General features: G+C 74.8%; 9 protein-coding genes. 6 read left to right on the top strand and 3 right to left on the bottom strand.

Going from position 1 to position 15336, the window contains the following annotated elements; genetic code table 11:
- Window positions 1-418 precede the first annotated feature (418 nt).
- From DDJ31_RS04845 to DDJ31_RS04870, 6 genes are all read left to right on the top strand, one after another.
- Window positions 419-1519, top strand: coding sequence for a LacI family DNA-binding transcriptional regulator (locus DDJ31_RS04845; protein WP_240678465.1), 1101 nt, complete (start codon window positions 419-421; stop codon window positions 1517-1519).
- Window positions 1520-1582: 63 nt separating this feature from the next.
- Window positions 1583-3193 (top strand): FAD-dependent oxidoreductase, encoded by a 1611-nt coding sequence (locus DDJ31_RS04850; RefSeq protein ID WP_127181526.1) that lies wholly within the window; start codon window positions 1583-1585, stop codon window positions 3191-3193.
- A 140-nt stretch (window positions 3194-3333) separates the two neighbouring features.
- A complete protein-coding gene (locus tag DDJ31_RS04855; RefSeq protein ID WP_127181525.1) occupies window positions 3334-5463 on the top strand; it encodes a hydantoinase/oxoprolinase family protein in 2130 nt (709 codons plus the stop codon).
- The gene (locus tag DDJ31_RS04860; protein WP_240678276.1) at window positions 5460-6035 is read left to right on the top strand and encodes a hypothetical protein; all 576 of its coding nucleotides are present in this window, start codon (window positions 5460-5462) and stop codon (window positions 6033-6035) included. The genes DDJ31_RS04855 and DDJ31_RS04860 overlap by 4 nt, the downstream gene beginning before the upstream one ends.
- A gap of 2 nt (window positions 6036-6037) precedes the next feature.
- Window positions 6038-7324 (top strand): TRAP transporter large permease subunit, encoded by a 1287-nt coding sequence (locus tag DDJ31_RS04865; protein ID WP_127181523.1) that lies wholly within the window; start codon window positions 6038-6040, stop codon window positions 7322-7324.
- 115 nt (window positions 7325-7439) lie between these two features.
- Window positions 7440-8510 (top strand): hypothetical protein, encoded by a 1071-nt coding sequence (locus DDJ31_RS04870; RefSeq protein WP_127181522.1) that lies wholly within the window; start codon window positions 7440-7442, stop codon window positions 8508-8510.
- A gap of 119 nt (window positions 8511-8629) precedes the next feature.
- On the opposite strand, the gene DDJ31_RS04875 is transcribed toward DDJ31_RS04870, so the two are convergent.
- From DDJ31_RS04875 to DDJ31_RS39840, 3 genes are all read right to left on the bottom strand, one after another.
- On the bottom strand, window positions 8630-9910 hold the full coding sequence (locus DDJ31_RS04875) for an RICIN domain-containing protein (protein WP_164785043.1): 1281 nt from the start codon (window positions 9908-9910) through the stop codon (window positions 8630-8632).
- A gap of 87 nt (window positions 9911-9997) precedes the next feature.
- Complete coding sequence (locus DDJ31_RS04880; RefSeq protein ID WP_127181520.1) at window positions 9998-13936, bottom strand: hypothetical protein; 3939 nt, start codon at window positions 13934-13936, stop codon at window positions 9998-10000.
- A gap of 213 nt (window positions 13937-14149) precedes the next feature.
- Window positions 14150-15019 carry a type VII secretion system-associated protein gene (locus DDJ31_RS39840; RefSeq protein WP_346656293.1) on the bottom strand — a complete coding sequence of 290 codons (870 nt, stop codon included), beginning with the start codon at window positions 15017-15019 and terminating at the stop codon, window positions 14150-14152.
- Window positions 15020-15336: the final 317 nt, after the last annotated feature.

A 15336-nucleotide genomic window follows, 5' to 3' on the forward strand; every position in this document is an offset into this window, starting at 1 on the left:
GGGTGCCGGGCGGTGCCGGTGCGGGGCGCCGGGCGGTGCCGGTGCGGGGCGCCGGACGGTGCCGACGCGGTGAGGGGCCGGTCCGCGGGTGAGCGGACCGGTCCCTCTCGCTCGCGCGCCCGGCCGTCCCCCGACACACCTGCGGGCCGGCCCCTCACCCGTGCGCCCGCCCGTCCTTCGACCGCCCGCGGACCGGCCCCTCACCCGCGCGCCCGCCCGTCCCCCGACCCGCCCGGCCGACCGCCCGGCCGATGTCGGTCCCGTCCCCGGGTGGCACATCCCGGTCCGGCGTTGGCGAGAAAGTGCTGTCACATCCCTTGACCCACGTCGGGCGCCGCACCCACAGTTCTCGTTAATGCGCATTAGTGATGCGCATTAGCAGATGCCTTCGCGGCATTCCGGGCGATTGAGGAGCATGGTGGAGCAGCCGAGGAAGCGGTCAAGGCCGGGCCGGAACCCCGCACCCGAGGGGCGCACCTCGCGCCCTCGGCAGGCGGAGGTCGCGCGCCTCGCCGGGGTCTCCCAGGCCACGGTCTCGCTGGTGCTGTCGGCGAAGGCGCAGGGGGCGGCGATCTCCGACGAGACCCGCCGCCGGGTCCTGGACGCGGCCCGCAGCCTCGGCTACGTCCCCGATCCCGCCGCCCAGCGGCTGGCCGCGGCGCGCAACAACCTGCTCGGGGTCTTCAGTTTCACCGCCACCTTCCCCACCGACGTCGAGCACTCCTACTACCCCTTCCTCGTCGGGGTGGAGCGGGAGGCGGCGGCGCGCGGCTTCGACCTGGTGCTGTTCACCGGGTCGAGTTCCGGCGGCGCGGGGGCGGCGGGACCCGACGCGCTGACCCGGGTCCGGCTCGCCGACGGCTGTCTCTTCCTCGGCCGGCACGCCCCGCTCGCCGAGCTGAAGCGGATGGTCGCCGACGGGTTCCCGCTGGTGCACCTGGGCCGCCGTGACGAGTTGGAGGGTCTCGCCTGGGTCGGGGCCGACTATGTGAGCGCCAGCCGCGAGGTGGTCGGGCATCTCGCCGGGGCGGGTCACCGCCGGGCCGTCCTGATCCGTGAGGACGACGACGCGCCCGCCTCGACCGACCGTCAGCAGGGCTTCCTCGACGGCCTCGACGCGTGCGGGCTGCCGGGCGGACCCGGTGCCGTGTTCCGTAGCGCCGCCCCCGCCGAGGACCTCACGCCCGAGCGGCTGCGCCGCTGGCTCGACGAGGGGGTCACCGCGTTCGTCGCCGAGGAGACCGACACCGGGGCCGTCTGGCGCGCTCTCCTCGCGGCCGTCGACGCGGCCGGGCTCTCCTGCCCGCGCGATCTCTCCCTCGCGCTCCTCGGCAGTCCCCCGCCGGATCTCGCGGGGGCGCCGATGCCCACCGGGTTCGACATCCCCCGCACCCAGTTGGGGGCGGCGGCGGTCCGGCTGCTCGCGGCCCTCGTCGCGGGTGAGGAGGCCGGTGAGCCGCTGGTCGCCTGTGCCTTCAGGCCGGGTTCGACCTCCGGGAGGCCGCCCACGCACCACTGAGGCCCGCACCGCACCACGCCCGCGGCTGTCCGCGGGTGAACCACCAGCACAGCAAGGAGAAGTGTGAACCGGGAAGCCGACATCCTCATCGTGGGCGGCGGGCTCGGCGGAGTCGCCGCCGCTCTCGCCGCCTGCCGGGCCGGGCGCCGCGTGGTGCTCACCGAGGAGACCGACTGGCTGGGCGGACAGCTCACCTCGCAGGCCGTGCCGCCCGACGAGCACCCGTGGGTCGAGCAGTTCGGCACGACCGCCTCGTACCGTCAACTCCGCGAGGGTATACGCCAGTTCTACCGCCAGTGGTATCCGCTGCGGTCCGAGGCGATGGCGCTCGCCGACCTCAACCCGGGCGCGGGACGGGTCAGCAAGCTGTGCCACGAGCCGCGGGTCGCGCTGGCCGTCGTCGAGGCGATGCTGGCACCGCACCGGGCCGCCGGTCTGCTGACCGTGCTCACCGACCACCGTCCGGTCGGGGCCGAGACGGACCACGACCTGGTGCGGTCGGTGACCCTGGAGCACCGGCACGACGGGGCGCGGACCACCGTGGCCGCCCGCTACGTCCTGGACGCCACCGAGACCGGCGAGCTCCTCGAACTGGCCGACGTGGAGCACGCCCTGGGCGCCGAGGCGCGGTCCGAGTTCGACGAGCCGCACGCCCCTGACGTCGCCGATCCGCTCAACCAGCAGGGCATCACGGTCTGTTTCGCGCTCTCGCACCACGAGGGCGAGGACCACACCATCGAGCGCCCGGCCGACTACGACTTCTGGCGCGCGTACCGGCCCGACTTCTGGCCGGGCCCGCTGCTCGGCTTCGAGGCGCCCGACCCGCGCTCCCTCGAACCCGTGCCGCGCACCTTCCTGCCCAACCCGGAGCAGGACCCGCTCGACGTCAGCGCCGACCAGAGCGCCGACGCCGGTGACAAGGAACTGTGGGGTTTCCGCCGCATCCTGGCCCGCCGGATGCACCGTCCTGGCGCCTTCGACTCCGACATCACCCTCGTCAACTGGCCGCTGAACGACTACTGGTTGAAGCCGCTCGTCGGCGCCGGACCGCAGGGCGCCGCCGAAGCGGTCGACGGGGCACGGCAGTTGTCGCTCTCGGTGCTGCACTGGCTCCAGACTGAGGCGCCCCGCGCGGACGGCGGCACCGGCTTCCCCGGGCTGCGTCCGCGCCCCGATGTGACGGGCACACCGGACGGCCTCGCCAAGGCGCCGTACGTGCGTGAGGCCCGTCGCGTCAAGGCCGTCACCACCGTCACCGAGCACGACGTGGCGATCGACCTGGTCGGCGCCTACGGCGGCACCCGGTACCGGGACTCCGTCGGAATCGGCGGCTACCGCATCGACCTGCACCCCTCGACCGGCGGCGACAGCTACGTGGACATCGGCTCGGTGCCCTTCGAGATCCCTCTCGGGGCGCTGGTGCCGCGCCGGGTCCGCAATCTGCTCCCGGCCGGCAAGAACATCGGCACGACCCACATCACGAACGGCTGCTACCGGCTGCATCCCGTGGAGTGGAACGTCGGCGAGGTCGCCGGAGCCCTCGCCGCGCACTGTCTGGCCGAGGGCGTCGAACCGCGTCAGGTGCAGGAACAGGAGAAGCGGTTCGAGGAGTTCGCGACGCTCCTCGACCGGGCGGGCGTCCAGCGCCACTGGCCCGACGTACGGGGCTACTGACCGGCGGCCCCACAGGAACGACGGCGCGCCCGGCGGCCCCGGCCGCCGCACCGCGTGCGAGAGCCGGGCGGGTCAGCTCCACCTGCCCCGCCCGGCGACCGCCCGCGCACGACCGACACAGCACAAGGAGGTGCCCTGACATGACCACCCACCGCATCCGCGTCGGCATCGACGTGGGCGGAACCTTCACCGACGCCGTGGCCGTGGACGCCACGTCACTGCGGCTGCTGGGACAGGTGAAAGTCCCCACCAGCCACCATCACGAGGACGGCGTCGCCCACGGCATCGTCCAGGCGCTCGACCGGCTCCTCACCGAGGTCGGCCGCGCTCCCGCCGATGTCGCGTTCCTGGCGCACGGCACGACCCAGGCTACCAACGCCCTGCTGGAGGGCGACGTGGCCACCGTCGGGCTCATCGGCATAGGCACGGGGCCCGCCGCCCTCCTCACCCGCAGGCTCGCCTCCCTCGGCCGGCTCGACCTCGCCCCCGGCAAGAGGCTCCCGCTCGCCTACGCGCACGTCGCCGACCCCGACGACCCGGACGCCGTCCAGTCCGCCGTCGGACATCTCACGGAGGCCGGCGCCCAAGTCCTCGTCGCCACCGAGCCGTTCGCCGTCGACCGCCCCGAGGGCGAGAAGGCCGTCCTGGACGCCGCCCGCCCCGCCGGACTGCCCATGACCGCGGCCCACGAGATCACCTCGCTCTACGGACTCCACAAGCGGACCAGGACCGCCGTCGTCAACGCGGCCATCCTGCCCCGCATGCTCGCCACCGCCGACCTCGTCGACGCCTCCATCACCAAGGCCGGGGTCACCGCGCCGCTGATGGTGATGCGCTGCGACGGCGGTGTCATGTCCCTCGACGAGATGCGCCGCCGCCCGCTGCTCACCGTGCTGTCGGGACCGGCCGCCGGGGTCGCGGGCGCCCTCATGCAGGAGCGGATCAGCGAGGGCGTCTTCCTGGAGACCGGCGGCACCTCCACCGACATCAGCGTCGTGCGCCGCGGCAAGGTCGCGGTCCGGCACGCGACCATGCTCGGGAAGACCTCGTACCTGAGCGCGCTCGACGTGCGCACCGTCGGCGTCGGCGGCGGCTCCATGGTGCGGATGGCGGCGGGCCGCGTCACCGCCGTCGGACCGCGCAGCGCCCATATCGCGGGCCTGCCCTACGCCTGCTTCGCCGACCTCGACGACCTGCGGGACGCCACCCTCGACACCGTCGAGCCGCTGCCGGGCGACCCGGCCGACCATGTGGTGCTGGACGCCGCCGGCGGCCGCTACGCCCTCACCCTGACCTGCGCGGCCAACGCCCTCGGGCGGGTCCCCGAGGGCGACTTCGCGCGCTGCGACCCCGAGGTGGCGCGCGCCGCGCTCGCCCCGCTCGCCGCCGCCCTCGGCGTCGACGTGCCGACGGCCGCCGCACGGGTCCTCGACGCCGGTGTCGCGCAGGTCAAAGCTGTCGTCGACGGCCTCGTCCGGGAGTACCGGCTCGACCCCGACACCGCCGTCCTGGTCGGAGGCGGCGGAGGGGCCGCCGCCGTCACCCCGCACCTCGCCGCCGTCAGCGGGCTGACCGGCCGCATCGCCCGGCACAGCGAGGTCATCAGCCCGATCGGGGTGGCGCTTGCCCTGGTCAGGGAGCAGATCGAGCGGATCGTGCCCGGCGCGACCCAGGAGCAGATCCTCGCCGTGCGCGGCGAGGCGGAGCGGGCCGTCGTCGCCCAGGGCGCCTCGCCCGAGGGCGTCGAGGTGGAGGTGACCGTCGATCCGCAGACCAGCACCGTCCGCGCGGTCGCCACCGGCGCCACCGAACTGCGCACCCAGGACCGCGCGCACAGCGCCGACGACGGTGAGCGGCTCGCCGCTGCCGCCGCCAGCCTGGGCACCGACGCCGCCCGCGTCGAGATCCTGGCGGGCACGCCCGCGCACACCGTGTACGGCACCGAGGTGCGCCGCAGACTGCGCTCCGCCCGCCACCCGGTGCGGGTCGTCGACGCGGACGGCGTGGTGCGGCTGCACTCCCCCGACGCGCGGGTCGAGGCGACCACCGTGGCCGCCGCCCCCGAACTCCTCGCCCGCCTGGTGCGGGAGGCCACCTCCTACGGCGACGGCGGGGTCCGCGCCCCCGCCCTGCGGCTGCTGCTCGGCTCCCGGATCGCCGACCTGTCCGGCGTCCTCGACCCGCAGCCGCTGCTCGCCCTGGCCCGCAGCGAGATGCGGGACCGGGCGGCGGACGAGCCCGTGGTCGCCGTCGTGGAGGTCAGATCGTGACCGGCGCGCCCGCGGCCGACGCCGCCGTGGACGACGTCGACCTGGCCGTGCGGCTCCTCGCCCGCACCCCCACCCACGAGGGCCGCGACCCCGGGCTGCTGCGCCACTGGGCGCTGGCCGCCGACGCGTTCGGGGCCGCGCTCGCGGCGCGGCCCTGCCGGGCGCGGATCGTCGAACGGGACGACGGGCTCGACCGGCTGCTGCTGGCCCGCTACCGCTCGCGGCCCGCGACCGTCGAGCTGTACACCGACACCATCGAGCGGGCCGAGGCCCTGATCGACGCGCGCGGCTGGCGCTCCTGGTACCCGGCCGGCTCGGTCCGGGCCGCCGCCCTCGCCCACGAGGCGGCCCACGAGGCGCTCCATGACGCGCCCGTGCGGGCCGCGTTCAAGGAGGCGCTCGGGCACACCGTCCTGCGGGCGGGACGGTTCCGGGTCCTCGGCCATGTCGCCGGGGCCGAGGAGATCGCCGCCCACGCCCACGCCCGGACCGTCTGCGGTCTCGGCCGCAGCCCCCTGCTCCTCACCGCCGCGCTCGCCGCCGCGGTGACCGCGCCCCGAAGAGAGAACTGACCATGGGTGTCGTCATCCTTCTCGTCATGGCCGCGGGTGTCGCCGCCATGCTCACCCGCAGGCTCCCCACCGCGTTCGCGCTCGTCCTGCTCGCCGTGGTCATCGCGTTCGTCGCCGGTGCCCCGCTGACGGGCGAGAACAGCGTCCTCGACACGGTCCTCCAGCAGGGCGCCCCCGCCCTGGCCGCCACGATGATCGCGATCGTGCTCGGTTCCTGGCTCGGCAAACTCCTGGAGGAGACCGGCATCGCGGGCACCCTGGTCCGCAAGATCGTCGAGTTCGGCGGGGACCGGCCGGTCGTCGTCGGCCTCGGGGTGCTCGCCGTGGCGGCCCTGGTGGGCACGGTCACCGGCTCGGCGCCGGCCGCGATGCTCGCCGGACTCATCGGCATCCCCGCGATGATCGCCGTCGGCATCCCCAAGGTGACCGCCGCCGGCACCGTCCTGATGGGCATCGCGGTGGGCGTCCCCTTCGAGCTGCCCGTGTGGCAGTTCTTCTCCACGGCGCTCGAACTGCCCGTGCCGACCGTCCGCGGGTTCATGGTGAAGCTGTTCCCGTTCGCGCTGCTCGCTGCGGTCCTCTATGTCGTCGTGGAGTCGAGGCGCCGGGGCGTGGAGCACGCCTGGTCCCTGAAGTCCCTCCAGGACAAGCCCCGTTCGGCCGGGCGCAGGGAACGCCTCGGGGACGCGCCCTGGTACGCGCTGCTCACCCCGGCGGTGCCGCTGGTCCTGGCCCTGGGCTTCGAAGTCGCCATCATCCCCTCCCTGTTGGCGGGCGTCCTGTACGCGCTGGTCACCACGACCAGGCCAGGCGGGATGAACAAGCGGCTGCTGCGCACCCTGTACGGCGGCTTCGAGGTCGCGGCGCCGCCGATCGCGCTGTTCATCGCCATCGGCATCCTGCTGGCCGCGGTGAAACTGCCGGGCACCGTCGACGCCCTCGAACCCCTGATGAAGGCGGTCAGCCCGCACAACGCCGTGCTGTTCGTCGTCGTCTTCACGCTGCTGGTGCCGCTGTGCCTGTACCGGGGGCCGCTGAACGTCTTCGGGCTAGGCGCCGGGATCGCCGGGGTGCTCATCGCCACCGGCATCTACCCGGCGACGGCCGTGCTCGGCATGGCCACCTCGTACAACCAGGTCTTCGGCGTGGCCGACCCGACCAGCACCCAGACGGTCTGGGCCGCCCAGTACGCGGGGGTCTCACCGCAGCAGGTCATGCTGCGCACCCTGCCGTACGTGTGGGTGGTCGCCCTCGGCGGTCTGTGCGTCACGGCCGCGACGTATCTCTGACCGGGACCGCGCCGGCGTCCCTCGGTCCGCAACACCCGTCGCCGTGCCCGGATTTCGCCGACTGTCCCACCCGCCCACGGAGTTCCTCAGCCTTCCGACTTCCCTGGAGCCGACCATGACCGAGTCACGTTACGACCGACGCCTCTTCCTGCGAGCCACCGCCGCCTCGGGCGCCGCCCTCGCGATCGGCGGTGCCACCGCGCCCGCCGCCCAGGCCGCCGCACCGGGTGCCGCCACCGCGCCCGCCGGTGCCGCCGGGCCCGCGGCGGACGCCGTCCAGGCCGCCGCCGCCCCCGGCGGATTCCCCGACTACCGCTACGTCCGCACCCTGTTGACGCCGTCCAAGCTGAAGTACAACCCGACCGGCGAGATCATCTTCCCCTGCATCCGCGGCACCGCGGGGCGGATAGCGAACCCGCTGGGCCGCTACTACCTCTACTACGGGCCGCACGACGCGCCCGGCGGCATCTGCCTGGCCTACGGCGACTCCTTGGAGGGCCCGTTCACCGAGTACCCCGCCAACCCGCTGGTCGCCAACGTCTGGTCGCCGCACTACTCCGTGAGCCATGTCGCCTCCCCCCATGTGATGTGGAACGAGAGCGCCAAGGAGATGTGGCTGTACTTCCACGGCGAGAACACCACCACCCGGCTCGCCCGCTCCAAGGACGGCATCAACTTCACCTACGACAAGGTCGTCCTGACGACGTCGATGCTCCCGGCGGGCAGCACCGAGACGTCCTACGCCCGGGTGTTCCCGCACGAACTGCCCGCCCGGGGCGCGCACTACGTGATGGTGTTCATGCTGAACAACACCACCAACCACCGTGACATCTGCTGGGGTTGGTCGGCGGACGGCCGCAACTGGACCTTCGACCAGCAGCCGTTGGTGCGCCACTCCGACGTCGGCGCCGTCAACATCGGCGGGCCGCACCTGGTCTACCGCAACAACAGCACCTACGTGGTCTACAACAAGGACAAGAGCAGCGGCGGCGACCTGATGATCACGGAGGTGGGCAACGACTTCAGCAAGCGGTCCCACCTCGGTGTCTTCTACGACTCCCGGAGCACGGCGCCGGAGAACGGCAGGTCCGCCTCCCCGTCGTTCGGCACCGACGGCGGCGTCCCGTACATGATCTACGAGGCGGGCGAACGGCTGGCGGGCTCCATCGCGATGGCCCGCGGCTGACGGCGCCGCCGGCCCCCTGGAGACCGGCCGGCCGCCGGCGCGGCGAGCGGCAAGCGCCGGGCCCCCTGCCCTCCGGACGGAGGGCAGGGGGCCCGGTGTCGTTCAGCCGGAACGGCCTGTCACCAGAGGGTCCACTCGAAGTCGTTGCCGCCGTGGCACGGCTGGATGTCGAGTCGCGCGTTGACGGGCTTGATCTCCGGGCCGCTCACCACCTCGAGGCACTGGTGGTTGCTGGCGTAGTTGTGGATCCAGAACGACTTGTCACCACGGGACTCCAGCCACCAGAGCTGGTTGTCGCCCGTGGTGCCGTTGCAGTGGAACTCCGAGATCCGCGTACCGGCGGGCTGGCCACCGTAGTTCGGCAGATCGATGCAGAGACCGTCCTTGCGGTTCCTGATCTGGAAGAGGTCGGTGGACCGGGGGCCCTGACCCTTGTACCTCACCTCGAAGTCCCAGAGCTGGTTGTCCTTGTCGGTGTTGTCGCAGTAGAACTGGTTGACCGGGCCGTTGACCTTGCCCTTGTCGTAGTACGGGATGTCCGCGCACAACGTCGACGAGATGTTCCTGAGCAGAACGCCCTTCATGTTGGCGTAGTTGGGCGCGGCGACGGCCTTCTTCTGCTCCGCCTTCTGCGCCTTCTGCTCCTTCTTCTCCTCCTTCCCGTCCTTCCCGCTCTCCTCCTTCTTCTCCTTGACCTCCGCCGTCGCCTCGGCCGTCGGCGTCGGGCTCAGCGGCGTCGGCCTCTTCTCCTTGGGCGCCTCGGTCTTCGCGCTCGGGGCCTCGGCGGGCGGCGACTTGGGGGCGTACTCCCCCGGCCGGACCGGCTCCTCGTCCTTCTGGAGGGTCCGGGCCGACGCCTTCTCCGCAAGCGCGGCGGGCTCGGTCCTGTCGCCGTGGTGGGTGCCCATGACGAGGAACGGCACCGCTATCAGCAGCGCGCCCCCGATACCCGCCGCGGCCAGCAGCGCCTTCGTGGGACGGCCCGAGGGTGGTTCGTCCCCACCGCTCGCGGTCTCCCCCCTCGACGCGCCGGGCGGACTCCCGCCCTCGCTCGCGCCGAGGGCGCCGACGGCGCCCGCGCCCAGGTCGCCCGTGTCGCCCGCGTTCTTCGCGGCGGACGCCGGCTCCGCCGCGGAGTCGGCGTCAGCCCCGGAGGCGACGGGGATCGCGGAAGCGGCAGGGGCCGCGGGGGCGGTCGGCTCGGCCGGGCCGGCCTCGGCCGAGTCCGCTTCCCCGCGCGGCGAGGACGGCGGGGCCACCACCGCGGTCGGCCCTCCGACCTCGCCGTGCGCAGCCGCGTCGCCGGAGGAGGCCGGCTCACGCGTCGGCGCGACGACCTCTTCCTCAGCGGTGCGCGGCCGCAGCACCTGGGCGTCCGGCTCGGCGGCCGTGCCACGCATCGTGACGGCACGGCGCACCACCGGCCCCGTAGGCCCTCTCTTCTCCTGTGGTGGCATCAAATCTCCACTTCTGTCGGGCCAGATCGATCAGTCGAACGGCGGTCGGCCCGCAGCCCGCTCCAACGAACCCGCGCACAGCCGGGGCCAGTCGGCCCGGCCCGGCGCCACGGGGTGGCCGCGCAGCGCCTCGTCCAGACGGGCGAGCGCCGTGCGGTCGTCGGCGTCGAGTTCCGCACCGCCGTGACGGGCCGGAATCCCCGGCCCGTTGAGGGGCACCTCGCGCAGCAGGGTGAGCGGCGCGCCGCCCTCCTGGCGCACGTCGAGCACCCTCAGCAGGGTGCCGGGCGGGAGCACCACCTCGTCCCGGTCCTTTCCCGCACCGGGCCGGTCGGCGAGCTGACGCACCCGGCGTCCGGTCACCGACCACACGGCGTACTGCGCGCCACCCGGCCTCGGTACGCCCGCGCCGAGCGGCAGCACGCAGACGGGGGCAGGGTCACGCAGCAGCACACCGGGTCTGAGAAGGCCGCCGTCCGGGCCGTCGGCACCGCGGAACGCGACTCCGCGGTACGACGGCATCCGACGCAGCCCGGAGGTCACACAGGCGGCGTACGGCAGCAGCCGCTCCTCCCCCTCGTACAGTCCCCTGGCCAGCGCTTCGGGGCTGAACGGGCCCTCGGGGGCGTGCAGATAGAGGTGGAGCGCGATCAGGTCGGCGCGGGCCGCCTCCTGCTCCTGCCCGCGCAGCGCGGGCAGCCGCGTCAGGGTCCGGCTGACGGCGGTGCCGTGCCGGTCCCAGGCGGCCTCCGCGAGCACCCGGAAGGCCTGCCGTTCGGCCTGGGTGCTCACGTGTCCCGGCCGGAAGGGGGCAGGGAACAGCGGTGGGAGCGGGATCGCCGGAACGGCGGGTGCCGAAAGGACGGAGGGGGCTGCGGGGGCGGCGGGGGCCGGCGGTCGGGTCGGGGTCTCTGAGGTCAGGGGGACGGTGGAGGTGGCGGGCGTGGGCGTGGGCGTGGGAGCGGCGGAGGCCGTGGGCATGGCGCGGGGCGGTGCCGGGTCCTCCGCGACGGGCGGGGTGACGGGGCGGTCCGGGCCCGCGACGCGGTGCGGGGCGGACGCGTCACGCGACGGCTCCGCGCGGACCGGCTCGTCGTCGTCCCTGAGCCGGTCGAGCAACGCGGCGAGCCGCGCGGGCGCGACGGGCCGCTCGGGGGCCGGGGCCTGTGGGGCGGCGGGGGCCTGTGGGCTGGGGGTCACGTCCGTGGTGTCGGGGGTGGCGGCCGGTTCGGGTGCCGCGTTCGGGGCCTCGCCGGGAGCCTTGCCGGGGGCCGGTGCCAAGGGCGTGCCGGGGCGGGCTTCAGGGGTGGTGACTCGTGTCGGGGACGGCGGCTGCTCGTGCCGGTCCTCGGCCGCGCGGTCACCCGCCGGCACCGGCTCGGACCGCGCGCCGGTGTCCTGCCCGGACTCCGAGGTGCCGTCGCCCGCGGGGTTCCGGGCGGGGGCGGAGAGCCCGTCCTGCCCGGCGCCGGGCACCTCGGCGGGGGGCGTGCCGGGTCCCGCGTCCTGCCCCGGCTCCCCGGGCGGCTCGACGCGCTGGGTCTGAGGGGCGACCGGGACCGGCCCCGAGGACATGCTCATCATCGGCGGCCGGACCGGGGCGGGCGGCGGAACGGGAGCGGGCGCGTCCGGCGCCGGGTCGCGCACCGGGTCGGCCACCGGGTCGGCGGACTCGGCCTGGGGCGTGGGTGCGGGCGCAGCAGTCGGCGTGGGCGTTGGCTGTTCGGACGCCACCGGGAGGCCGGGCGCCTGCTGACGTCCGGTCTCACCACTGTGCGTCGCCGGAACGACGGAAGCGGTCGGCCCGGCAGTCGGCCCGGGAGTCGGCGCCGACGCGGCCGTCGCACCCGACTGACCCGGCGTACCAGGGGCGTTCGACGTGCTCGGCTCACTGGACGCCGGCGGCGGCGTGCCCGGCGTCGCGGGCGCGGCGGAGGTCGCGGGACGGGGACCCGGCGTCCGGGGCACGGCGCCGCCCGGGTGGGCGGGCGGTACCACGGCAGCCGGTCCCGACGTCGATGGAACGCCCGCCGGACGCGGCGCGAGGCTCGCACCGACCGTGGATGACATCGGCGCGGCACCAGCCGGACGCGAACCCGGCACCGAACCGGCCGGGTTCGGGGTCGGCCCGGCACCGACCGGACGCGAACCCGGCGCGAAACCACCAGGGTTGGGTGGCGACGCGGCCCCGGGCAAGGGCGAACCCGGCACCGGAGCACCAGGGTTCGACGGTCCCCCGGAACCGACCGGACGCGAACCTGGCACCGAACCGGCGGGGTTCGCCGTCGACGCGGCAGCGCCAGGCAGCCGCGAACCCGGCACCGGAGCACCAGGATTCGACGGTCCCCCGGAACCGACCGGCCGCGAACCCGGCGCCGGAGCAGCCACGTTCGCCGTCCGCGGGCCGGTGTTCGGGTGCGAACCCGGCGTCGCACCAGCCGTGTTCGGAGCCCCGGGCGCCTCGCCCGGCCTCGTCGCGGGTGCCCCTCCGTGTCCGGCGGCCGGTGCCGGGCGCGGGGCGAAGCGGACGGTGCGGACGCCGTGTTGGGCCGCGAGGGCGCGCAGCGCGCGGCCGCCGTCCGTCGCCGTGCCGTGGACATACAGGCGGGCGCGTCGGCCGAGGTCCGAGCCAAGTCCTGACAGGAGCCTGGAGAGTTCGGGCCAGAGGGAGGCGTCGAGTGCCTCGCCCGGTCGGCCCACCTCGATGGCCGGGCCCTCGGCGTCCACCTCGCGGGTGGTCGGGGGCGGCGGCGTCGGCCCGGTGTTCCTCTCCTCCTCGCCGGTGATCCAGAGCCCGGCACGTGTCACCGTGGCCCGCCACCGCTCGGAGAGCCGCACCACGCCCGGTTCGGGGTCGCCGCGTCCCGGTACCGGGACGGTCCAGCGGAGCAGCCGGGGCGCGGGCGCGGGTTCGCCCTCGCGGGCCGGGGCGCACACCACGGCGTCCACGAAGGGCCGCCACCTCGGCGTACCGTCCGCGCCGACGAGCACGGCCCGTGCGCTGGCGCGTTCCATGGGGGCGCTGGGCGTGAGCAGCGGCATGCCGGTGTACACCACGACGTCGTTGCCGAGGAGTTCCGCCGCGGACTGGCCGGTGCGCAGGATGTCCCGGGGGCTGCCGGGGGCGAGCCGCACCCGGGAGTGGAGGGCCGCGGGCAGTGCGCTGAGCACCTCGCCGACGTCCGCCGCGGAGAGGTCGCCGCCCTCGGGGACGCCGACCAGGACGGTCGGGCCGCGCGGGTCGACCGGTACCGAGTAGCAGAGGTCGCCGCGTTGGGGTTCGGTCGCGTACGGGGAGCGTGCCAGCAGTCCCGCCGGGATCTGGTGGACGACGCAGCCGCCCGCGGTGCGCTCGGGCACCTGCTCGACGCCGTGCTGCCAGGCGGGTGACGGCTGGCGGCTGCCCAGGGCCACCGGGCGGGCGCCGGGCGAGAAGCCCCACCAGCCGCGGACGCGGGGCGGTTCGGGGCGGACGAAGAGGGAGCCGCCGGGGACGATCTGGACCTCGCCGTCCGGGGCGATCACCTCCAGCTTCCAGGCGTCGGCCACCCGCCGGGCCACCGAGGGCCTTTCGGGTCGTTCGAGTCCCGCGCCGGACATCACGAGCCGTACGGTGCGGGTGCCCGCCTCGGTCAGGGTGTCGAAGACCTCGCTGAGGCGCTGCCAGAACTCCTCGGCGGGCGCGTTGTCCTGGCCCACGGCGCCGGTGACGACGGTGGTGACGCCCGGCTCCGCGCCCAGCAGGTCGGCGAGTTCGTGGACGGCGGTCTCGCTGATGGCGGTGTCGTGCGCGGCGCGCAGCAGCACGAGGGAGCCGTACTCCTCGGTGAGCAGCGGCGGGCCTGAACCCGGTTCAGGGGTGCCCGGGTCCTCCGGTGGGGCGGTGGGTTCGGCGGGCCGCTCGGACCCGCGCGCCGCCTTGTCCCGGCCGCCGAACAACCATGACCGGCCACCACCGGTACGGCTCACGTCGTCTCTCCTTCGCACACGACCCGGCCGGCGCGACACACCCGCTCGGGATCTCTCTCATCACGCGGTCACTGGTCCGGCCCGGTCAGGGGGGCGGAAGTGACGTGTCGTACCAGAGCACTTGGAGTGTACGGAGTGAAGATGGCGGGCAGGTCACGGCGCCCTTTCCGAGCCCGCACCGCCCGAGGTCCCCACTCCGCGCGGCGTCCCCGATCACCGGCTCACGCCGGACGGATCGGACGCGCCGGACGGGTCGGACAGGTCGGCCGGGTCGGACGCGCCGGCCGGATCGGACGTGCCGAGCCGCTCAAGCCTCTGAGACCCCTCAGCCCGCTCAGGCCGCTCATTCCCCTCAGCCCGCTCAGGCCCCTCAGGCCCCTCAGGCCCCTCGGACCAGTCAAAGGGTCCGTCCCGTTCCGGTTCCCCGTCCAGTTCCGCCGCCGCTGCCGTGAGGTCCGCGAGGCCGTCCGTGGTCATCACCATGCTGATCGGGGCCGAGCTGTTGATGGAGAGGCTGTGGCCTTCCGGCAGCCTCGCCAGGAGGGCCGGGACCCGGACCCGTTCGAAGCCGAGGCGGCCGGCCGCGTGCAGATAGGGGGGCGAGGTGAAGATCGGGACGACCGGGGTGCCGTCCGGCGCCGACGCGCTGACCGGCTCGCCGCTCGCCGTGACCAGGACGGCGACCTCCGCGCGGACCAGGGCCGCGGCGACGTCCTCCGCCGGGCCGTAGCCGGTGGTGGCGAGCTGGATGGCGGCGTCCACGTCGTCCGCGGGCTCGGGCCAGCCGAGCGCCTCGGGGGACGGCTGGTAGTTCTCGTTGTCCTGCCACTCGACGATCTCGCCGTCGGCGTCGGAGCGCCACTGGCCGACCACGGCCCAGTCCGGGGGCGCGCCCTCGCCCTGCCAGGCGGGGTCGGTGAGATAGAGCCAGTGCTCGGGCGCGAGCCTGGCCGCCTCGACGAACTCCCGTGGCGGGCGCGGCATCCCGTCGTCCGCACCGGTCGGTCCGGTCTCCGTGGTGTCGTCCGACGGCTCGTCCGTTTCGGTCGGGTGGACCGCGGCCAACGCGCCGTTGTCGCTCATGCTGTCCTCGCTCACTTGGCCGGTGGCTGACGGTGCTGACGGTGGGGAGTGCTCGGGGTGGTCGGGGCGGCGTACGTTCCCCGCGGGCCGCCGACCCGCCGTGCGCCCTGGGGCCGGCGGACGCCACGGCGCGTCCGGTCCGCCCGTGCCCCGCTCGCCCGGGCGCGCGGGGCCGCCGGGGCACGGGAGCCGGGGCAGGACGGCTCAGGGACCTCGGGCGGCCGATCGCGGAGATCAGTCACCCGCATCATCACACGCACGGGTGACGAATCGTCCCTCAGCTGAGCTGTTCTTGAGGAAACGCCCCACGTCCCGTA

The sequence above is a fragment of the Streptomyces griseoviridis genome, from assembly GCF_005222485.1.
GTDB classification, from domain to species: Bacteria; Actinomycetota; Actinomycetes; order Streptomycetales; family Streptomycetaceae; genus Streptomyces; species Streptomyces hintoniae.

Coding starts and splice junctions, on each gene's coding strand:
- DDJ31_RS04855 (WP_127181525.1), top strand. CDS start 3,334: ATGACCACCCACCGCATCCGCGTCGGCATCGACGTGGGCGGAACCTTC.
- DDJ31_RS04865 (WP_127181523.1), top strand. CDS start 6,038: ATGGGTGTCGTCATCCTTCTCGTCATGGCCGCGGGTGTCGCCGCCATG.
- DDJ31_RS04870 (WP_127181522.1), top strand. CDS start 7,440: ATGACCGAGTCACGTTACGACCGACGCCTCTTCCTGCGAGCCACCGCC.
- DDJ31_RS04875 (WP_164785043.1), bottom strand. CDS start 9,910: ATGCGTGGCACGGCCGCCGAGCCGGACGCCCAGGTGCTGCGGCCGCGC.
- DDJ31_RS39840 (WP_346656293.1), bottom strand. CDS start 15,019: ATGAGCGACAACGGCGCGTTGGCCGCGGTCCACCCGACCGAAACGGAC.